This is a genomic window from Pseudomonas sp. DTU_2021_1001937_2_SI_NGA_ILE_001 (assembly GCF_032463525.1).
Classification (GTDB): domain Bacteria; phylum Pseudomonadota; class Gammaproteobacteria; order Pseudomonadales; family Pseudomonadaceae; genus Aquipseudomonas.
The window spans coordinates 99,676-120,840 of sequence record NZ_CP135971.1 but is presented as its reverse complement, the minus strand read 5'-3'; the positions used below and the strand labels follow the sequence as shown (position 1 = coordinate 120,840).

Genomic DNA, 21,165 nt, shown 5'->3' with positions numbered 1-21,165 from the left:
GCGGCGATGCACGATACACGGCATCGCCATTGAAACCCAGGGATCAATCGCGCATCGGCGCCGGGGCGATCACTTCACGCGAGCCGTTGGAGTTCATGGGGGTGACCACACCGGCCATTTCCATGGCCTCGATCATCCGCGCCGCGCGGTTATAGCCGATCTTGAGCTTGCGCTGCACAGCGGAAATCGATGCCCGACGGCTCTCCAGCACGAAATTGACCGCCTCGTCATACAGGGCGTCGCTCTCGCTGTCATCGCCGTCGCCTCCGCCGCCGCCACCCTCGAAGCCGCTGCCGGCCTCTTCGACACCGGAGAGGATGTCGTCGTTGTAGTCGGGGGTGCCGCGCATTTTCCAGGCCTCAACCACGCGATGCACCTCGTCATCGGAGACGAAGGCACCATGGACGCGGATCGGCAGGCTGGTGCCCGGCGGCATGTAGAGCATGTCACCGTGACCGAGCAGCTGTTCGGCGCCGCCCTGGTCGATGATGGTCCGCGAGTCGATCTTGCTCGACACCTGGAACGCCATGCGGGTCGGGATGTTGGCCTTGATCAGACCGGTGATCACGTCCACCGATGGACGCTGGGTAGCGAGGATCAGGTGGATCCCGGCGGCCCGCGCCTTCTGGGCGATCCGCGCGATGAGTTCTTCGACCTTCTTGCCGACGATCATCATCATGTCGGCGAATTCGTCGACCACCACCACGATGGTCGGCAGGGTGCTGAGCAACGGCGCCTCGTCGTGGATGCTTTCACGGCGGTACAACGGGTCGCTGACCGGTGTGCCGGCCTCTTCGGCGTCCTTGATCTTGCGGTTGAAGCCGGCCAGGTTACGCACGCCCATGGCCGCCATCAGCTTGTAGCGCCGCTCCATTTCGGCGACGCTCCAGCGCAGCGCATTGGCGGCGTCCTTCATGTCGGTGACCACTGGGCACAGCAGGTGCGGAATGCCTTCGTAGATCGACAGTTCGAGCATCTTCGGGTCGATCATGATCAGCCGCGCATCTTCGGGCTTGGACTTGAACAGGATCGACAGGATCATGGCGTTGACCCCCACCGACTTACCGGAACCGGTGGTACCGGCCACCAGCAGGTGCGGCATCTTGGCCAGGTCGGTGATGACCGGTCGGCCACCGATGTCATGGCCCAGGGCCAGGGTGACCGGCGACTTGGCGCTGTCGTACTCGGGCGTGGAAAGCACTTCCGAGAAACGCACGATCTGCCGGTCTTCGTTGGGAATCTCGATACCCACGGTGGTCTTGCCGGGGATCACCTCGACCACCCGCACACTGGTCACCGCCAGCGAACGCGCCAGGTCCTTGGCCAGGTTGGCGATGCGGCTGACCTTCACGCCGGCCGCCGGCTGGATCTCGTAGCGGGTAATCACCGGACCGGGATGGATGGAGTCCACCGTCACTTCGACGCCGAACTCCTTGAGCTTGATTTCCAGCAGCTTGCCCACTGCATCGAGGGATTCCGGCGAATAGCTGAGGGCTTTCTTTTCCACCGGGTCGAGGATCGACAAAGGCGGCAAGGTGCCTTCCACGGCGCTGTCGACGAACAGCGGCGCCTGCTTTTCCTTCATCACCCGGTTGCTCGGCTCCGGAGCCTTGGCCGGGGTCGGTGGAATGATCGCCGGAGCGGCCTTGTCGCGCGGCTCCGCGGCGGGCTTGGCGGCTGGCGTGGCAACCGGTGCGGCAGGCGCAGGCTTGGCGACCGGTGGCTGTTCGCGTTCGAAGACCTTGTCCCGGGCACCCAGGGCCGGCTCGCGGCGCGCAGAGGCCTTGGGCTCGTGGCGTTCGTCTTCGAGTTGCAGGTCGACTTCGCGAAGCTTGACCACCATGTTGCGACGCTCGACCCGCGCCGCCCACCAGCGGCTCACGGCGCCTTGCAGCAACTCGAAAAGATCCAGGGTGATCTTGCCGGTGACGTCCATGACCTTGAACCAGGAAAGGTCGGTGAACACGGTGAGGCCAAACAGGAACAAGGCGATGAACAGCAAGGTGCTGCCCTGGATGTTCAGTGCGCGTTTGGCCAGGTCGCCGAGCACCTCGCCCAGCACACCGCCCGCCGAACCGGGAAAGCCAGCGGCGAAATGGAAGTGGATATGCGCCAGCGCGGCACCGGCCAATACCAGGAACACCAGGCCGATCAGGCGCCAGGAGAACAGCCAGCCGCTCCATTGCCAGGGCTCGTGACGCTGGCGGAACACCTGCCAGGCCTTGATGCCCAGTAACAGCGGGAAAATATAGGCAAAGTAGCCCAGGACCATGAACAGGATGTCGGCACTGAAGGCACCGGCGCGGCCGGCGGCATTCTGCACCTGGGCGCCGTTGCTGCTGGTGTGGCTCCAGCCCGGATCGCTCTGGTCATAGGTCAGCAGGGCCATGATCAGGTACAGGCACAGGAAGCCGAAGGCGATCAGTGCCCCTTCCTTGAGTCGATAGTGCAGCTGCTGTCGCCAGAGGGGGACAGCCGCAGGTGCGGGTGCTGGAGTGGATTTCTTCAAAACGCTCTAATTCCTGCGCAACAGCGCGAACATCTCATTTAACGACCAGTACGACGGCGACCCGACGCGAACGGCAGCGCCTGGCTCAAGCCAGGCGACAGCATCGGACGCGTGACTTGAATCATAACGCGCAACGGGGGCATTGTACGCCCTTGGCCGCCTGCGGACATGGCGCGGCGCGCTACAAGTCTGGCGCGCAGCAGCTGGGTCTTCAAGCATCGCCGACGAGGCTCAATTTGAGCACGCATTCTCTTTCGTGACAAAGGCTTATGAAGCAGGATTCATCCACGACATAGGTCAGGATAAACTCACGTCAACCTGGCTCTGACCATACCTGGCATACAGAGTTGCACATCTGCCCTCCCCTACCGAGAAATCTCGCCCCATGCTGACCTGGCTAAGACGCGACAGTCTGGAATTTCCACCGCTGCACAAGGCACTGCGTGAACCCAACGGGCTGCTGGCCGCTGGCGGCGACCTGTCTGCGCAGCGTCTGGTGCAGGCTTATCGCCACGGCTGCTTTCCGTGGTTTCAGGATGGCCAGCCGATCCTCTGGTGGTCGCCCGACCCACGCACGGTGCTGCTGCCCGAACAGCTGCATGTCTCACGCAGCCTGGCCAAGCTGCTGCGCCAACAACGCTACCGAGTGACCTTCGACCAGGACTTCGACGCAGTGATCGGCGCCTGCGCTGCGCCACGCAGCTATGCACAGGGCACCTGGATCACCAACGGCATGCAGGATGCCTATCGCGAGCTGCACCGCCGCGGGCATGCCCACAGCGTTGAGGTGTGGCGGGGCGACGAACTGGTCGGCGGACTCTACGGCCTGGCCATGGGCCGGCTGTTCTTCGGCGAATCCATGTTCAGCCGCGCCGACAACGCATCCAAGGTTGGCTTCGCCACGCTGGTGGAGCACCTCGCGGCCTGGGGCTTCGTACTGATCGACTGCCAGATGCCGACCGACCACCTGCACAGCCTCGGAGCCGGCCCCATCAGCCGCGCGGCATTCGCCGATTACCTGAACCGTTACATCGATGCCGAAAATAACGCCGACTGGTTGCCTAGGCGAGTTTGACAGGCTGGCTTACACTCTTGTCTATCGGCTTATGTAAACGGGGGCAATCATGACAGAGCTGGCGCGGCTCAAGTTTTATGCCACTCAACCCCACTCCTGCAGCTACCTGCCCGAAGAACAGGCCACGACGCTGTTCCTCGATCCCAGCCAGCCCATGGACGTGCAGGTCTATGCCGATCTTTCGGACATGGGCTTTCGCCGCAGTGGCGATCACCTCTACCGACCGCACTGCCAGAACTGCAGCGCCTGCATACCAGCTCGCATCCCCGTCGAACTGTTCGTGCCCACCCGGCAGCAGAAGCGCATCATCAAGCGCAACGCCGACCTGGAAGTGCGCAGCGTCAAGCCGGTGTTCACCCAGGAATATTTCGACCTCTACCAGCGCTACATCGAGCAACGCCATGCCGACGGCGACATGTACCCGCCCAGCCGCGATCAGTTCACCACCTTCCTGGTACGCGACCTGCCCTTCTCGCGCTTCTACGAGTTCCGCGCCGAAGGCCGCCTGATGGCCGTTGCGGTCACCGACCTGCTGCCCAACGGACTTTCAGCGGTGTACACCTTCTATGATCCCGACGAAGAGCGGCGCAGCCTCGGGCGCTATGCGATTCTCTGGCAGGTTGCGGAAACCGCGCGCCTGCATCTTCACGCGGTCTATCTTGGCTACTGGATAAAGAACTGCAAGAAGATGAACTACAAGACCCAATATCGACCCATCGAACTGCTGACCAATCAAAGATGGGTCACTCTGTATTGAAGTCCTTGGCTTGACAGGCCTTTTTCGGGCACAATGCACGCCGCTTTTGCCTGGCGCCACTTGCACCGGGCCACTCATTTGATACCCGAGGGCTTTACTGCATGTCGAAAGAAGACAGCTTCGAAATGGAAGGCACTGTCGTCGACACCCTGCCCAACACCATGTTTCGCGTGGAGTTGGAAAATGGGCACGTCGTAACCGCGCATATCTCCGGCAAGATGCGCAAGAACTACATCCGTATTCTGACCGGTGACAAGGTGCGCGTTGAACTGACGCCCTACGACCTGAGCAAAGGGCGTATCACCTACCGCGCTCGCTGATCGCGTAAGCTTCAAACGACAAAGCCCGGCAATGCCGGGCTTTGTCGTTTCTGCAGGATCGCTACCCGTCCCTTGCGGGACGGGCAGACGGTCAGGCCATTTCCGCCGTGGTTTCGAAGTCGAAGGTGATCTCGCCATCCTTGACATCGATATGCACCACACCGCCATGCTCGGACAGCTCGCCGAACAGGATCTCCTCGGCCAACGGCCGCTTGATGCGATCCTGGATGAGCCGCGCCATCGGCCGCGCGCCCATCGCCGCATCGTAACCGCCCTGGGCCAGCCAGCTGCGTGCCGCATCGGACACTTCGAGCAACACGCGCTTGTCTTCCAGTTGCGCCTGCAGTTCGGTGAGGAACTTGTCCACCACGCTCTTGATGACTTCGTGGCTGAGGCGACCGAACTGGATGATGGTATCCAGACGGTTGCGGAACTCCGGCGTGAAGCTCTTCTTGATCACTTCCATGGCATCCGAGGAGTGATCCTGCTGGGTGAAGCCAATGGAAGCCCGCGAGGCGGTTTCCGCGCCAGCGTTGGTGGTCATGATCAGGATCACATTGCGAAAGTCCGCCTTGCGCCCGTTGTTGTCGGTCAGGGTGCCGTGGTCCATGACCTGCAGCAGCAGGTTGAAGACCTCGGGGTGCGCCTTCTCGATTTCATCGAGCAGCAGTACGCAGTGCGGCTGCTTGGTGATGGCCTCGGTCAACAGGCCGCCCTGGTCGAAACCGACGTAGCCCGGAGGCGCACCGATCAGCCGCGAGACGGTATGCCGTTCCATGTACTCGGACATGTCGAAGCGCACCAGCTCGACGCCCAGCGCCTTGGCCAATTGCCGCGCCGCCTCGGTCTTGCCGACACCGGTAGGCCCGGCGAACAGGAACGAGCCGACTGGCTTGTCTGGCGACTTGAGCCCGGCGCGAGAAAGCTTGATGGCGGTAGCCAGCGAGTCGATGGCCGCATCCTGCCCGAACACGGTGAGCTTGAGGTCGCGCTCCAGATTGCGCAGCAGCTCTTTGTCGGAGCTGTTGACGTGCTTGGGCGGAATACGCGCGATCTTGGCAACGATGTCCTCGACCTGCGCCACCTCGATGCGCTTGACGCGCTGTTCGACGGGTTGCAGACGCTGGTAGGCGCCCGCCTCGTCAATGACGTCGATGGCCTTGTCGGGCATGTGCCGGTCATTGATGTAGCGCGAAGCCAGTTCGGCGGCGGCGCGTAGCGCCTCGTCGCTGTATTCGATGGCGTGGTGCTGCTCGAAACGCCCCTTGAGCCCCTTGAGGATGCCAATGGTGTCTTCCACGGAAGGCTCGGACACGTCGACCTTCTGGAAGCGCCGCGCCAGGGCACGGTCCTTCTCGAAGATGCCGCGGAATTCCTGGAAGGTGGTGGAACCTATACAGCGGATCTCACCGGAAGACAGCAGCGGCTTGAGCAGGTTGGAGGCATCCATGACGCCACCCGAGGCCGCACCGGCACCGATGATGGTGTGGATCTCGTCGATGAACAGGATGGCATGCGGCCGCTTGCGCAGCTCGTTGAGCAGCGCCTTGAAACGCTTCTCGAAGTCACCGCGGTACTTGGTGCCGGCCAGCAGCGCGCCAAGGTCCAGGGAGTACACCACGCTGCCAGCCAGCAGGTCCGGCACCTGGTTGTCGACGATACGCTTGGCCAGACCTTCGGCGATGGCGGTCTTGCCCACCCCAGCCTCACCGACCAGCAGCGGGTTGTTCTTGCGACGACGGGCGAGAATCTGCGCCACACGCTCGACTTCCTGCTCACGACCGACCAGCGGGTCGATACGCCCCTGGCGCGCCTGTTCGTTCAGGTTGCTGGCATAGGCATCCAGAGGATTGCCCGAGGAAGAAGCCTCACCGCCCTCGTCGTCCTGCATATCTTGCTCACCTTCGGAAGAGTGTTCGCCATGCCCCGGAACCTTGGAGATTCCATGAGCGATGTAGTTGACGACATCGATCCGGGCCACGCTCTGCTGCTTGAGCAGAAACACGGCCTGGCTTTCCTGCTCACTGAAGATGGCGACCAGCACGTTGGCACCGGTCACTTCACGCTTTCCGGAACTCTGCACATGGAAGACAGCGCGCTGCAGAACGCGCTGGAAGCCGAGGGTCGGCTGGGTCTCGCGATCCTCGTCGTGTACGGGGATCAGCGGCGTGGTGGAGTCGATGAACTCTTGCAAATCGTGTTTGAGCTTATCGAGGTTGGCACCGCACGCACGCAGGACGGTGGCGGCGGCTTCGTTGTCCAGCAAGGCCAGGAGAAGGTGCTCGACAGTCATGAACTCATGACGCTTGGAGCGCGCCTCCTTGAAGGCCAGATTAAGGGTGACTTCGAGCTCACGGTTTAACATAGCTTCACCTCATACCCAAGTGGTCGGCGTTTAACCGTCCTTCTCGATCTCACAGAGTAACGGATGCTGACTTTCCCTGGCGTACTGATTGACCTGCATGGCTTTGGTTTCGGCGATATCACGGGTATATAACCCACATACCGCCCGGCCTTCAGTATGAACGGTCAGCATGATCTTGGTAGCCAGCTCGCGATTCAGGTTGAAGAACACCTCCAGCACTTCGACAACGAAATCCATTGGCGTGTAGTCATCGTTGAACAACACCACCTTGTACATCGGCGGCGCCTGCAGACTCGGCCGCGCTTCCTGCACTGCCACTCCGGCTGCGTCATCCTCATGGGGACGCTGCTCGTCCTGATTGAATGTTAGTCGAATCTCGCTGATTGCATGCATGGGAAAACGTTCGTTTCGAAAAGGGGGCTGGTTGAACTAATAGCCAATGGCCGGTGTCAGGTCGGCGTTGTAAAACGTACTGCCGCATGACCTTGACTATCAGCTAAACGGTGTTACAAACAATAGAGCCCACATTGGGTAAAAAGGGTCCGCGCAGTCAACCAAAATTTTTTTCAGGTATGGCGGATTGAGGTGGATGATACTCCAGACGGAGTCCTTTGCAGAGGGATATGGCTATGTTCAGTGGTAAAGTCAAGTGGTTCAATAATGCAAAAGGCTATGGATTTATCCTTGCCGACGGCCGGGATGAAGATCTGTTCGCACATTATTCAGCTATTCAAATGGATGGTTACAAGACGCTCAAAGCAGGCCAGCCGGTCAACTTCGAGATTATCCAAGGGCCCAAGGGTCTGCACGCCGTCAACATTTCGCCTGCTGCGGTGACTGCCGCCAAGGCAGCTGAGACGTCAGGCGCAGTGTCCCCCAAGACCTCCAATGTGCCAGCCTGAGGCGAACCACCACAAACGCCAGCCATGATATAGATGGCAAGCCGGTTCAGCAGTTCGAACCGGCCGTTCGGAAGACCCTCCTCGCTACATCCTCGCGATCACCTCTTCACCGAAGCCAGAGCAGGACACCTGCCGTGCGTCAGGCATCAAGCGCGCGAAATCATAGGTAACGGCTTTCGCGGCAATCGCCCCCTCCACCCCCTGCAATACCCGCCGGGCCGCTTCCCCCATCCGAGGTGACGCAGCAGCATTTCCGCCGAGAGAATCAATGACCCTGGATTGACCTGATCCTTGCCCGCATAACGCGGCGCCGTGCCATGGGTCGCTTCGAACATCGCCACCTGATCCGACAGATTGGCGCCCGGGGCAATGCCAATACCCCCCACCTGCGCCGCCAGCGCATCAGAGAGGTAATCACCATTGAGGTTGAGGGTGGCAATCACGTCGTAATCCGCCGGACGCAAAAGCACCTGCTGCAACATGGCATCGGCGATTACATCCTTGACCACCACCTCCCTACCCGTCTTCGGGTTGACGAAGCGCATCCACGGCCCGCCATCCAGTAGGGTTGCGCCGAACTCCTCGACCGCCAGCTCATAAGCCCATTCCTTGAAGGCTCCTTCGGTGAACTTCATGATGTTGCCCTTGTGGACGATGGTCAGCGAGCGACGATCCTCCTCCACCACGTAGCGCAGCGCCTTGCGTACCAGGCGGCGGGTACCCTCGCGCGAGACAGGCTTGATACCGATGCCGCAATCCTCCTCGAAGCGCAACGAGGTGACGCCCATGTCTTGCTTCAGAAAACGGATCACCCGCCCGGCCTGCGCCGACCCCGCCGGCCATTCGATGCCCGCGTAGATGTCCTCGGCGTTTTCGCGAAAGATCACCATATCCACCGCTTCCGGCGCCTTCACCGGGCTCGGCACCCCGGTGAACCAGCGCACCGGACGCAGACACACATAAAGGTCGAGCTGCTGGCGCAGGGCGACGTTCAACGAGCGGATGCCGCCGCCGACCGGGGTGGTCAACGGGCCCTTGATGGATACCAGGTGATGCCTCAGCGCCTCCAGCGTCTCGCTCGGCAGCCAGCTGTCGGGATCGTAGATGCGGGTGGCCTTCTCGCCGGCGTAGACCTCCATCCAGGCGATCCGTCGCTGTCCGCCGTAGGCCTTGGCCACGGCGGCATCCACGACCTTGCACATGACCGGCGTGATATCCACGCCGATGCCGTCGCCTTCTATATAAGGAATGATGGGTTGATCGGGAACCTTGAGGCTGTGATCCGGGTTGGCGGTGATCCGCTCGCCGAACCCGGGCGGGGTTATCTTCGTGTATTTCATGCTGAGCTCCAATGCGTGTATGCCTGGACAGCCTGACCGCCATTGAGCCTAGTCAGGTCGGCGCGGCCTCACAAACCCAGGCGTTGGACGGCATCGGGGAACTTTTGCAAAAATCGCCGCAAGCGTTGATCCAGCGCGCTTGCTTTCAACCACGAAGGTATTGGCATGCGCCAAATCGCCGCATAGCATTAATGCTTGCGTTTCAGGGTTTGGTATACTCCGGCGTGACTGCAGAGTCATGAGACTCCGGTCAGAGGGGCCGAGGCATGCGAATACGCGACGCCCGCCCCAATTGCGTTGGGCCGCATGGTGCCCAATTGCTTGACGCTCGACTGATGCACCCACCATCACCGCGAATCAATCCCGCCCCGGCCCGCGACACTGACGCGGGTAAAGCGCCCGCCCGGCGCACCTCGGGATCTTGTGCATGCTCAGCAAAACAGAGAGTTAATACGAATGTCCAACCGCTCGAAGATCATCTACACCTTCACCGACGAAGCTCCGGCCCTCGCCACCTACTCCCTCCTGCCTATCATCGAAGCGTTCACGGCCTCTTCCGACATCGACGTCGAGACCCGTGACATTTCCCTGGCAGGTCGCGTGCTGGCCAGCTTCCCTGAGTCGCTGAACGCCGACCAGCGCATCCCGGATCATCTTGCCGAGCTGGGCAAACTGGCCACCACGCCAGAAGCCAACATCATCAAGCTGCCTAACATCAGCGCCTCGGTTCCTCAGCTGAAGGCAACCATCAAAGAGCTGCAGGACCAGGGCTACGCCATTCCAGACTACCCGGAAAACCCTGCCACCGACGCCGAGAAAGACGCCCGCGCGCGCTACGACAAGGTCAAAGGCAGCGCTGTGAACCCGGTTCTGCGTGAAGGCAACTCCGACCGCCGCGCCCCGCTGTCGGTCAAGAACTACGCGCGCAAGCACCCGCACAAGATGGGTGTCTGGACTGCCGACTCCAAGGCCCATGTCGCCCACATGAGCGGTGGCGATTTCTACGGTAGCGAGAAAGGCGCGCTGATCGCCGCCGACGACACCCTGAAGATCGAAATGATCGCCAAGGACGGCACCACCACCGTCCTGAAAGAGAAAACTGCCGTCAAGGCGGGTGAGATCATCGACAGCTCGGTGCTGAGCAAGAAAGCCCTGCGCAGCTTCATCGCCGCCGAAATCGCCGATGCCAAGCAGCAAGGCGTGCTGTTCTCGGTGCACCTGAAAGCCACCATGATGAAAATCTCCGACCCGATCATCTTCGGCCAGATCGTCGAGGAGTTCTATCAGGACGCCCTGACCAAGCACGCCGACGTGCTCAAGGAAATCGGCTTCGACCTGAACAACGGCATCGGCGACCTGTACAACCGCCTGGGCAACCTGCCAGCTGCCAAGCAGGAAGAAATCAAGGCTGACATCCAGGCCGTCTACGCCGCTCGCCCACAACTGGCGATGGTCAACTCCGACAAGGGCATCACCAACCTGCACGTGCCGAGCGACGTGATCGTCGACGCCTCGATGCCAGCCATGATCCGTGACTCGGGCAAGATGTGGGGCACCGATGGCCAGCTGCACGATGCCAAGGCCGTGATCCCGGATCGCTGCTACGCGACCATCTACCAGGCCGTGATCGAAGACTGCAAGAAGCACGGCGCCTTTGACCCAACCACAATGGGCAGCGTACCGAACGTCGGCCTGATGGCGCAGAAGGCCGAAGAATACGGCTCTCACGACAAGACCTTCCAGGCCAAGGCCGACGGCGTGGTCCGCGTCACCAACAGCAAGGGTGAAGTCCTGCTGGAGCAGAACGTCGAGACAGGCGATATCTTCCGCATGTGCCAGACCAAAGACGCCCCGATCCAGGACTGGGTCAAGCTGGCCGTCAACCGTTCCCGCGCCAGCAACACCCCGGTCATCTTCTGGCTGGACTCCGCTCGCGGCCACGACGCACTGGTGATCGACAAGGTCAAGAAATACCTGGGCGACCACGATACCTCGGGCCTGGACATCCAGATCCTCAAGCCTGTCGACGCCATGAAGGCCACCCTGGAGCGCACCCGCGCCGGCAAGGACACCATCTCGGCCACCGGTAACGTGCTGCGCGACTACCTGACCGACCTGTTCCCGATCATGGAACTGGGCACCAGCGCCAAGATGCTGTCCATCGTGCCGCTGATGAACGGCGGTGGCCTGTTCGAAACCGGCGCTGGCGGTTCGGCACCCAAGCACGTGCAGCAGTTCGTCGAAGAGAACTTCCTGCGCTGGGACTCGCTGGGCGAATTCCTGGCCCTGGCCGCCTCCCTGGAGCACCTGGGTCACGCCTACAACAATCCGAAGGCCCTGGTACTGTCCAAGACCCTGGACCAGGCCACCGGCGAGTTCCTCGACCGTAACAAGTCGCCATCGCGCAAGGTTGGTGGTATCGACAACCGTGGCAGCCACTTCTACCTGACCCTGTTCTGGGCCCAGGCCCTGGCTGCCCAGGACGAAGATGCGGCCCTCAAGGCGCAGTTCGCCCCGCTGGCCAAGACCCTGACCGACAACGAAGAGAAGATCGTTGCCGAGCTGGGCGCGGTGCAAGGCAAGCCGGTGGAAATCGGCGGCTACTACTTCGCCAAGCCGGAACTGGCCAGCAAGGCCATGCGCCCTAGCGCCACCCTCAACGCGGCCATCGCTGCGCTGTAAGGCGAAACACTGCAACACGAAGACCCCGGCCCTCTGGCTGGGGTTTTTCGTTTCAGGACCCATATTCCGAACGGCCCGGCATTGGCTTTGACGCGCCAGTGCGCCCCGCTCTTGCAACTGGCCACTGGCGGCGCCATATAGTGCTCATCATTTCCATAAGGCTTCCTCCATGACCTGGCATGCCCATGTAACTGTCGCCACCCTTGTCGAAGACCAGGGACGCTTCCTGTTCGTCGAGGAACTGCAGAACGGCCAACCGGTCCTCAACCAGCCCGCTGGCCACCTGGACCCGAACGAAAGCCTGCAGCGTGCCGCGGTGCGCGAAACCCTCGAAGAGACCGGCTGGGACGTCGAACTCACCGGCGTGGTCGGCATTTACCTGTACACCGCCCCGAGCAACGGCGTGACTTACCAGCGCATCTGCTTTGCCGCCAAGGCCTTGCGCCATCACCCGGAGGCCCGACTTGACGATGGGATCATCGGCCCACGCTGGCTGACCCGCGATGAACTGCTGGAGCAACGCCCACGCTGGCGCAGCGAACTGGTACTGCGCTGTGTGGATGACTACCTGCACGGCGAACGCTTCAGTCTCGAGCTGCTGCGCGACAAGGCGTGAGACGACAAAGCGCTGGCCTGATAGAATCGCGTCCTTTTCACCATAGCTGTCGAATACCCCATGCCCGATTCCACCCTTGCGAACACAGATAAACCACGCGTCATCGTCGGCATGTCCGGCGGCGTGGACTCTTCCGTTTCCGCCGTCCTGCTGCTGGAGCAGGGTTATCAGGTGGAAGGCCTGTTCATGAAGAACTGGGAAGAAGACGACGGCACCGAATACTGCACCGCCAAGGAAGACCTGGCCGACGCCCAGGCCGTGTGCGACCGTATCGGCATCAAGCTGCACACCGCCAACTTCGCCGCCGAATACTGGGACAACGTCTTCGAACACTTCCTGGAAGAATACAAGGCTGGCCGCACGCCCAACCCGGACATCCTCTGCAACCGGGAAATCAAGTTCAAGGCGTTCCTCGACTACGCCCTGAGCCTGGGCGCTGACCTGATCGCCACCGGCCATTACGTGCGCCGCCGTGACGTCGACGGGCGCAGCGAACTGCTCAAGGGCCTGGACCCCAACAAGGACCAGAGCTACTTCCTGCATGCCGTCGGCGGCGAACAGATCGCCCGCACGCTGTTCCCCGTTGGCGAACTGGAAAAGCCGCAAGTGCGCGCCATTGCCGAGAAGCACGGCCTGGCCACTGCCCGCAAGAAAGACTCCACGGGTATCTGCTTCATCGGCGAGCGTCGCTTCACCGATTTCCTGCGACAGTACCTGCCCGCCCAACCCGGCGAGATCAAGACCACCGAGGGCGAAGTCATCGGCCGTCACGCCGGACTGATGTACCACACCATCGGCCAGCGTCAGGGCCTGGGCATCGGCGGCCTCAAGGACGCCGGTGACGAGCCGTGGTACGTCCTGGAAAAGGACCTGGAACACAATGAACTGATCGTCGGCCAAGGCAACGACCATCCTTGGCTGTTCTCCCGTGCGTTGCTGGCCTCGCAGATCTTCTGGGTCAACCCCGTCGACCTTTCCACCCCGCGCCGCCTGACCGCCAAGGTCCGCTACCGCCAGGCTGACCAGGCCTGCACCCTGGAACAGACGGCGGACGGCTACCGCGCCGTGTTCGACGAGCCGCAGCGCGCCGTGACCCCGGGCCAGTCGGTGGTGTTCTACGACGGCGAAATCTGCCTGGGTGGCGGCGTGATCGAAGTGGCCGAACCCTGGAGCAGCAAGGATATGGCGCGATGAACCGCATGCAGGAACAACTGACCGCTCTGGGCGGTGTCTTTCAGACCGCCGTGCTGGTCGACCGTATCGCCAAGACCGGCCAGGTGGCCGAAGCGGACCTGGGCTGCATGCTGGGCAGCCTGCTGGTGCTCAACCCCAAGGACACCCTGGATGTGTATGGCGGCAACGACCAGCACCTGCGCGAAGGCTACCGCGCCCTGGCCAGCGCCCTGGAGCGTGACCCCGGCACGCTGCAGCGCGAGCCGCTGCGCTATGCCCTGGCGATGCTCGGCCTGGAGCGCCAGCTGGCCAAACGTGACGACATGCTCGAAGTGATCGGCCGGCGCCTGCCGCAGATCCAGTCGCAGGTGGAGCATTTCGGCATCACCCACGAGAACGTCATCGCCGCTACCGGCGCCCTCTATCAGGACACCCTGAGCACCCTGCGCCAGCGCATCCAGGTGCACGGCGACATGCGCAACCTGCAGCAACCCAGCAACGCGTCGCGCATTCGCGGCCTGCTGCTCGCCGGTATCCGCTCGGCACGCCTATGGCGACAAGTTGGCGGTCACCGCTGGCAGCTGGTGTTCAGCCGCCGCAAGCTGCTGAATGAACTCTATACCCTGATGCACGGCTGAAGCGCCGCGCATCCACTCCCCCGCGACGCACTCTACGCTGGTCAGTCCGCTCCAGACGAGCGGCGTTTTCGTGTATGATGTGCGCCCTTTTCACAGCCAGACTGTCCGAGAGCACCCCATGCAGCTTTCTTCGCTCACCGCGGTTTCCCCTGTAGACGGCCGCTATGCCGGCAAAACCCAGGCCCTGCGCCCCATCTTCAGCGAGTACGGCCTGATCCGTTTCCGCGTCATGGTGGAAGTACGCTGGCTGCAACGCCTGGCCGCTCACCCGCAGATCGCCGAAGTCCCGGCCTTCTCCGCCGAAGCCAACGCGATTCTCGACACCCTGGCCAGCGACTTCTCGATCGAGCACGCCGAACGCGTCAAGGAAATCGAGCGCACCACCAACCACGACGTAAAAGCCGTGGAATACCTGCTCAAGGAGCAGGCCACCAAGCTGCCTGAACTGAACAAGGTCAGTGAGTTCATCCACTTCGCCTGCACCAGCGAAGACATCAACAACCTGTCCCACGCCCTGATGCTGCGCGAAGGCCGCGACCAGGTCGTGCTGCCGCTGATGCGCCAGATCGCTGACGCCATCCGTGAACTGGCACAGCGCTTCGCCGGCGTGCCAATGCTGTCGCGCACCCACGGCCAGCCCGCTTCGCCGACCACCCTGGGCAAGGAACTGGCCAACGTCGTCTACCGCCTGGAGCGGCAGATCGCCCAGGTCGCAGCCGTGCCACTGCTGGGCAAGATCAACGGCGCCGTAGGCAACTACAACGCCCACCTGTCGGCCTATCCGGACATCGACTGGGAAGCCAACGCACGCACCTTCATCGAAGACGAGCTGGGCCTGGTGTTCAACCCCTACACCACGCAGATCGAGCCGCACGACTACATCGCCGAGCTGTTCGACGCCATTGCGCGCTTCAACACCATCCTCATCGACTTCGACCGCGATATCTGGGGCTACATCTCCCTAGGTTACTTCAAGCAGAAGACCATCGCGGGCGAGATCGGCTCTTCGACCATGCCGCACAAGGTCAACCCGATCGACTTCGAGAACTCCGAAGGCAACCTGGGTATCGCCAACGCCCTGTTCCAGCATCTGGCCAGCAAGCTGCCGATCTCCCGCTGGCAGCGCGACCTGACCGACTCCACCGTGCTGCGCAACCTGGGCGTGGGCTTTGCCCACAGCGTCATCGCCTACGAAGCCAGCCTCAAGGGTATCGGCAAGCTGGAGCTGAACGAACAGCGCATCGCCGCCGACCTGGACGCCTGCTGGGAAGTCCTCGCCGAGCCGATCCAGACCGTCATGCGTCGCTACAACATCGAGAACCCCTACGAGAAGCTCAAGGAGCTGACCCGTGGCAAGGGCATCAGCCCTGAAGCACTGCTGACCTTCATCGATGGCCTGGACATGCCGGCACAAGCCAAGGCCGAGCTCAAGCAGCTTACTCCAGCCAACTACATCGGTAATGCCGTGGCTCAGGCCAAACGCATCTGACCTGCGCCCAGCGAACAACGCCCGGCCCAGCCGGGCGTTTTTATTCGCGAACCAAAATCACCATATTTCAATGGGTTGAACATGAATCCTGATACACCTCTGCAACTTCTCGGCGGCATAAGCGCACGTACCTTCCTTCGCGACTACTGGCAGAAGAAACCCCTGCTGATCCGCCAGGCCATCGCTGATTTCCAGAGTCCCATCGAGCCCGACGAACTGGCCGGCCTGGCGTTGGAAGAAGAAGTCGAGTCGCGCCTGGTCATCGAAAATGGCGAGCGCCCCTGGGAACTGCGCCGCGGCCCGTTCGCCGAGGACGAGTTCACCAAGCTGCCAGAGCGCGACTGGACCCTGCTGGTGCAGTCGGTCGACCAGTTCGTGCCGGAAGTCGCCGAACTGCTGGAGCACTTCCGCTTCCTGCCCAGCTGGCGCATCGATGACGTGATGATCAGCTACGCCGCGCCTGGCGGCAGCGTCGGCCCGCACTTCGACAACTACGATGTGTTCCTGCTGCAAGGCCACGGCAAGCGCCGCTGGAAGATCGGCCAGATGTGCGACTCCGACAGCGCGCTGATCAAGCACGCCGACCTGCGCATCCTGGCCGAGTTCGAAGGCAGCGAAGAGTGGGTGCTGGAGCCGGGCGACATGCTCTACCTGCCACCGCGCCTGGCCCACTGGGGCGTGGCCGAAGATGACTGCCTGACCTACTCGGTGGGCTTCCGCGCGCCGAGCGCAGCCGAAGTGCTGACTCACTTCACCGACTTCCTCAGCCAGTTCATTCCTGACGAAGAGCGCTACACGGACGCCGGCCTGGAGCCAGCCGCCGACCCGCACCAGATCCAGCATGACGCGCTGGACCGTCTCAAGGGCCTGCTCGCCGAGCATATGGGCGACGAGCGCCTGCTGCTGACCTGGTTCGGCCAGTTCATGACCGAGCCACGCTACCCGGAACTGGTCAGCGGCGAAGAACTGGAAGAAGCCGATTTGCTGGACAGCCTGGAGCAAGGTGCCATCATTATCCGTAACCCCAGCGCGCGCCTGGCCTGGTCGAACGTCGATGACGACCTGCTACTTTTTGCCAGTGGCCAGAGCCGCCTGCTGCCGGGCAAGCTGCGTGAACTGCTGAAGCTGATTTGCGCGGCCGATGCCCTGCACATCGAGAACCTCGGCCCATGGCTGGCCGATGAAGACGGCCGCACGCTGGTTTGCGAACTGATCAAACAGGGAAGCCTGGGATTTGCCGATGAATAACATCAGCGTATCGGTTGCTGACTGGCAAAAGGAAAACGCCGCGATCCGGCGTATCCGCGACAGTGTCTTCGTCGCTGAACAGTCGGTGCCGCCGGAGCTGGAATGGGATGCCGAGGATTCGGAGGCGGTGCACTTCCTGGCCTGCGAGGGTGACTACCCGATCGGAACGGCACGCCTACTGCCCGATGGCGAGATCGGACGCCTGTCGGTGCTCAAGGACTGGCGCGGCATGAAGGTCGGCGAGGCGCTGCTTGGCAGTGTCCTGGCGGAAGCCGAGAAACGCGGCCTCAAGCAACAGAAGCTGAGCGCCCAGGTGCATGCCGCGCCGTTCTATGAGCGGTTCGGTTTTCGCGTGGTCAGCGACGAGTTCCTCGAGGCCGGCCTACCCCATGTCGACATGCTGCGCGAAGTGGGCTAGCCACCACTTGAGCCGGGATACTTTTCGCAGCTGATGCTGCTCCATCAGCCCATGAACGCCCTGGTGATGCCGATCACCAGGGCGTTTTGCTATTGGCAGGCAAAGTGGCACACTCAGGGCTTGCGCACGGACCTTGCGGAGAAAGGACATGTTAGTACGCCCCCTGCTGACCTCGCTGCTGCTGGCCTTGAGTGCCAATGCCCTGGCAGCCACCGAAGTGGTACCGCTGAACTACCGCACCAGCGACGAAATGCTGCCTGTGGCCCGCGACTTCATCGGCCAGGATGGCTCGGTCAAGGCCTACGGCAACCAGTTGATCGTTACCGCCGAGTCACGCCGCATCGAGGAGTTGCGCGCCCTGCTGAGCCAGCTCGATGTCGCCGCCCGACGCTTGCTGATCAGCGTCGACACCAGCGATAACGCCGCCCAGAGCGGCAACGGTGTCAATCGCGGGCGGGTCATCAACTACGGCACCGCGAGCCGCGAAGGCGGCGTTCAGCAGGTGCAGACCAGCGAAGGCAGCCCCGCCCTGATCCAGGTCGGCCAAAGCGTGCCGCTGACCACCTCGCGCACTGACAGCTACGGCTATTCACAAAGCGAAACCCAGTACCGCAACGTCACCCAGGGCTTCTATGTCACCGCCAGCGTGACCGGCGACATCGTACACCTGAGCATCAGCACCAATCGCGACCGACTGAGCCAGGAACGTCCGGATACCATTAAGGTGCAGAGCACCGACAGCAAGGTCAGCGGTCGACTGGGCGAATGGATCACCGTGGCGAGCAACAGCAGCCAGTCCATCGCCGACCATCAGGGCAACGCCCAGTACTACTCCACCCAGGGTCGTGACGACATGCTGCTGCGCGTCAAGGTGGAAACCCTGGACTGACGGGGACCACCCGCAAACTCCGAACCCACGGGCCTTTTCGTGACTCGCCGGTCGTATTAGACCAAAGATGTAGTGGACTGAAATATTCACTACAAAACGTTTGACGCCCCTAAAAGCCCACGGCATGATGGCCTCGCTCCCGCTGATCAGAGGCCTGTGCAATGCCTCCGCAGCGTGCCCTGCACCACCGCCAGGGACGTTGCGTGTCCTGATCGCCCAAAAGGCGGCCTGACGAGATTGCGACTGGAACGAAGTTGTCCCGAGGGACGGTAGCCCTGTTCGGCAGTCAGGCGAAAATGTAGTGGACCAAGCGCCGCGCAACACAGGTGCATGCAACCGCGAACACGCCCAAGCCCGCTCGTCACCACGAGCCATTCGTTCATCCGTCGCAATCCGACGCACACGCGGTTCGCCGCACGTTTCACCGATCAGTGAGCAGCCATTGAGAGTGCCTTCGATAAACGAGGCGTTTTGGCGGAGCAGGACACTCCAACCGCATCAGGTCGCGGAAACGCCGGGCGCCATGGGCGCAGCGTTTCACCCCCTGTAAAACCCAGGAAATGAGGTTTATCAACATGGCACTGACACGCGAACAACAAATAGCGGCTCTCGAAAAAGACTGGGCTGAAAATCCGCGCTGGAAAAACGTGACCCGAACCTACTCTGCTGCTGATGTCGTCCGCCTGCGTGGCTCGGTTCAACCGGAACACACCTTCGCGAAGATGGGTGCAGAAAAGTTGTGGAAGCTGGTCACCCAGGGTGCCCGCCCGTCTTTCCGCCCCGACAAGGACTTCGTCAACTGCATGGGCGCCCTGACCGGTGGCCAGGCCGTGCAGCAGGTGAAAGCCGGCATTCAGGCCATCTATCTGTCCGGCTGGCAAGTGGCCGCCGACAACAACTCGGCCGAGTCCATGTATCCCGACCAGTCGCTGTATCCGGTCGACTCCGTACCCACCGTGGTGCGCCGGATCAACAACGCCTTCAGCCGTGCCGACCAGATTCAGTGGAAAGCCGGCAAGAACCCGGGTGATGAGGGCTATATCGACTATTTCGCGCCCATCGTGGCTGACGCCGAAGCCGGCTTCGGCGGCGTGCTCAATGCCTATGAACTGATGAAAAGCATGATCGAGGCCGGCGCTGCGGGTGTCCACTTCGAAGACCAGCTCGCCTCGGTGAAGAAATGCGGGCACATGGGCGGCAAGGTGCTGGTGCCCACTCAGGAGGCGGTGCAGAAACTGGTCGCTGCTCGGCTGGCCGCCGACGTCGCTGGTGTGCCGACCATCATCCTGGCGCGTACCGATGCCAACGCGGCCGACCTGCTGACCTCCGACTGCGACCCCTATGACCAGCCGTTCGTCACCGGCGCACGCACCCAGGAGGGCTTCTACAAAGTGCGTGCCGGCCTCGACCAGGCCATTGCCCGCGGCCTGGCCTACGCGCCCTACGCCGACCTGATCTGGTGCGAGACCGCCAAGCCCGACCTCGACGAGGCGCGTCGCTTCGCCGAGGCGATCAAGAAGGAATACCCGGACCAGCTGCTGTCGTACAACTGCTCGCCATCGTTCAACTGGAAGAAGAACCTCGACGATGCCACGATCGCCAAGTTCCAGCGCGAGTTGTCCGCCATGGGCTACAAGCACCAGTTCATCACCCTGGCCGGCATCCATAACATGTGGCACGGCATGTTCAGCCTGGCGCACGACTACGCCCGCAACGACATGACGGCCTATGTAAAGCTGCAGGAACAGGAGTTCGCCGATGCCGCCAAGGGCTATACCTTCGTGGCGCACCAGCAAGAAGTCGGTACCGGCTACTTCGACGACATGACCACGGTGATTCAGGGCGGCAGTTCGTCGGTGACCGCGCTGACCGGCTCGACCGAGCAGGAACAGTTCCACTGACAACGCCACGACAGGCCGCCCCTTGGGGGCGGCTTGTTTAGTTACCTCTCTATTGACTCCAGACAAGTAACGTCACACGAAAGATGCTACTTGTGTCACAGTAAGCGTATCAACATCCTCACGCGCACGAATGAAACAGACTAACGAATGAAATCAATTATCATTATCGTTTTCTGTTTTTGTTTTTCCAAGAAAGAAGAATACTTGACCAAAACGCTGGAGATGCACGGTTTACGTGGGCTGCGGCGGGCTGAGAGGGTTTTGTACGACCAACCGGTCGAATAATTTTTATGTAGAAAATTTACTTGCCATCTGTTTGCACATAAAATCGCTTTTATTGATTTCGCTGCGACATTTCGTCACTGCCTACATTTCTCCAAAAATTTCAAACTCAGAGTCTCCGTACTCTGACTAAGGATTGCCAGCATGTCCGAATCGACCGGTCTGATTGCCCACAACTGGGGCTTCGCCATCTTCCTTTTGGGCGTCGTCGGCCTCTGTGCCTTCATGCTGGGTCTGTCCAGCCTCCTCGGCAGCCGTGCCTGGGGCCGCAGCAAGAACGAACCTTTCGAGTCCGGCATGCTGCCTACCGGCAGCGCACGCCTGCGACTCTCCGCAAAATTCTATCTGGTCGCGATGCTGTTCGTGATCTTCGATATCGAAGCCCTCTTTCTCTTTGCCTGGTCTGTGTCCGTCCGCGAAAGCGGCTGGGCCGGCTTTGTCGAAGCTCTCGTTTTCATAGCAATTCTGTTGGCTGGTCTTGTCTACCTGTGGCGGGTGGGGGCGCTCGATTGGGCACCCGAAGGTCGCCGTAACCGGCAGGCGAAGCTAAAACAATGAGGC

17 protein-coding genes and 1 pseudogene are annotated in these 21,165 nt (G+C 61.6%); 14 read left to right on the top strand and 4 right to left on the bottom strand.

Annotated features, from left to right (window positions below; translation table 11 throughout):
• Window positions 1-43 precede the first annotated feature (43 nt).
• Window positions 44-2,509, bottom strand: a complete 2,466-nt coding sequence (locus RRX38_RS00540) for a DNA translocase FtsK (protein WP_315961077.1) — start codon at window positions 2,507-2,509, stop codon at window positions 44-46.
• A 385-nt stretch (window positions 2,510-2,894) separates the two neighbouring features.
• On the opposite strand from RRX38_RS00540, the gene aat reads away from it, so the two are divergent.
• From aat to infA, 3 genes are all read left to right on the top strand, one after another.
• Complete coding sequence (gene aat / locus RRX38_RS00535) at window positions 2,895-3,584, top strand: leucyl/phenylalanyl-tRNA--protein transferase (RefSeq protein WP_315961076.1); 690 nt, start codon at window positions 2,895-2,897, stop codon at window positions 3,582-3,584.
• Window positions 3,585-3,633: 49 nt separating this feature from the next.
• Window positions 3,634-4,341 carry an arginyltransferase gene (locus RRX38_RS00530; protein WP_315961075.1) on the top strand — a complete coding sequence of 236 codons (708 nt, stop codon included), beginning with the start codon at window positions 3,634-3,636 and terminating at the stop codon, window positions 4,339-4,341.
• A gap of 101 nt (window positions 4,342-4,442) precedes the next feature.
• Window positions 4,443-4,661 (top strand): translation initiation factor IF-1, encoded by a 219-nt coding sequence (gene infA / locus RRX38_RS00525; RefSeq protein ID WP_002553999.1) that lies wholly within the window; start codon window positions 4,443-4,445, stop codon window positions 4,659-4,661.
• A gap of 91 nt (window positions 4,662-4,752) precedes the next feature.
• Here infA and clpA read toward each other — a convergent pair whose 3' ends face one another.
• Both clpA and clpS read right to left on the bottom strand, forming a co-directional pair.
• A complete protein-coding gene (gene clpA, locus RRX38_RS00520) occupies window positions 4,753-7,026 on the bottom strand; it encodes an ATP-dependent Clp protease ATP-binding subunit ClpA (protein ID WP_295477712.1) in 2,274 nt (757 codons plus the stop codon).
• Between the two features lie 30 nt (window positions 7,027-7,056).
• The gene (gene clpS, locus RRX38_RS00515; RefSeq protein WP_295477715.1) at window positions 7,057-7,419 is read right to left on the bottom strand and encodes an ATP-dependent Clp protease adapter ClpS; all 363 of its coding nucleotides are present in this window, start codon (window positions 7,417-7,419) and stop codon (window positions 7,057-7,059) included.
• A 236-nt stretch (window positions 7,420-7,655) separates the two neighbouring features.
• Here clpS and cspD point away from each other — a divergent pair, with 236 nt between their 5' ends.
• Complete coding sequence (cspD, locus tag RRX38_RS00510; RefSeq protein WP_295477717.1) at window positions 7,656-7,928, top strand: cold shock domain-containing protein CspD; 273 nt, start codon at window positions 7,656-7,658, stop codon at window positions 7,926-7,928.
• An 84-nt stretch (window positions 7,929-8,012) separates the two neighbouring features.
• On the opposite strand, the pseudogene icd reads toward cspD, so the two are convergent.
• Window positions 8,013-9,268 (bottom strand): annotated as a pseudogene (gene icd / locus RRX38_RS00505) (NADP-dependent isocitrate dehydrogenase).
• Window positions 9,269-9,724: 456 nt separating this feature from the next.
• Between icd and RRX38_RS00500 the strand changes: the two are divergent.
• The 10 genes from RRX38_RS00500 (at window position 9,725) to RRX38_RS00455 (ending at window position 21,162) form a co-directional block, all read left to right on the top strand.
• Window positions 9,725-11,950, top strand: a complete 2,226-nt coding sequence (locus RRX38_RS00500) for an NADP-dependent isocitrate dehydrogenase (RefSeq protein WP_315961074.1) — start codon at window positions 9,725-9,727, stop codon at window positions 11,948-11,950.
• A 169-nt stretch (window positions 11,951-12,119) separates the two neighbouring features.
• A complete protein-coding gene (locus RRX38_RS00495) occupies window positions 12,120-12,566 on the top strand; it encodes an NUDIX hydrolase (protein ID WP_315961073.1) in 447 nt (148 codons plus the stop codon).
• 60 nt (window positions 12,567-12,626) lie between these two features.
• Window positions 12,627-13,760 carry a tRNA 2-thiouridine(34) synthase MnmA gene (gene mnmA / locus RRX38_RS00490; RefSeq protein ID WP_315961072.1) on the top strand — a complete coding sequence of 378 codons (1,134 nt, stop codon included), beginning with the start codon at window positions 12,627-12,629 and terminating at the stop codon, window positions 13,758-13,760.
• Entirely contained in the window at window positions 13,757-14,377 is a 621-nt protein-coding gene (hflD, locus tag RRX38_RS00485; protein WP_295477731.1) for a high frequency lysogenization protein HflD, read from the top strand. The genes mnmA and hflD overlap by 4 nt, the downstream gene beginning before the upstream one ends.
• A 118-nt stretch (window positions 14,378-14,495) precedes the next feature.
• Window positions 14,496-15,866 (top strand): adenylosuccinate lyase, encoded by a 1,371-nt coding sequence (gene purB, locus RRX38_RS00480; protein ID WP_315961071.1) that lies wholly within the window; start codon window positions 14,496-14,498, stop codon window positions 15,864-15,866.
• 81 nt (window positions 15,867-15,947) lie between these two features.
• Entirely contained in the window at window positions 15,948-17,114 is a 1,167-nt protein-coding gene (locus tag RRX38_RS00475) for a cupin domain-containing protein (RefSeq protein ID WP_315961070.1), read from the top strand.
• Window positions 17,107-17,532: a GNAT family N-acetyltransferase gene (locus RRX38_RS00470; protein WP_315961069.1), complete on the top strand. Its 426-nt coding sequence runs from the start codon at window positions 17,107-17,109 to the stop codon at window positions 17,530-17,532. The genes RRX38_RS00475 and RRX38_RS00470 overlap by 8 nt, the downstream gene beginning before the upstream one ends.
• 148 nt (window positions 17,533-17,680) lie before the next feature.
• Window positions 17,681-18,421: a secretin N-terminal domain-containing protein gene (locus RRX38_RS00465; RefSeq protein WP_315961068.1), complete on the top strand. Its 741-nt coding sequence runs from the start codon at window positions 17,681-17,683 to the stop codon at window positions 18,419-18,421.
• A 575-nt stretch (window positions 18,422-18,996) separates the two neighbouring features.
• Window positions 18,997-20,322, top strand: a complete 1,326-nt coding sequence (gene aceA, locus RRX38_RS00460; RefSeq protein ID WP_295477746.1) for an isocitrate lyase — start codon at window positions 18,997-18,999, stop codon at window positions 20,320-20,322.
• Window positions 20,323-20,748: 426 nt separating this feature from the next.
• Entirely contained in the window at window positions 20,749-21,162 is a 414-nt protein-coding gene (locus tag RRX38_RS00455; protein WP_295477749.1) for an NADH-quinone oxidoreductase subunit A, read from the top strand.
• The last annotated feature ends 3 nt before the right edge of the window (window positions 21,163-21,165 follow it).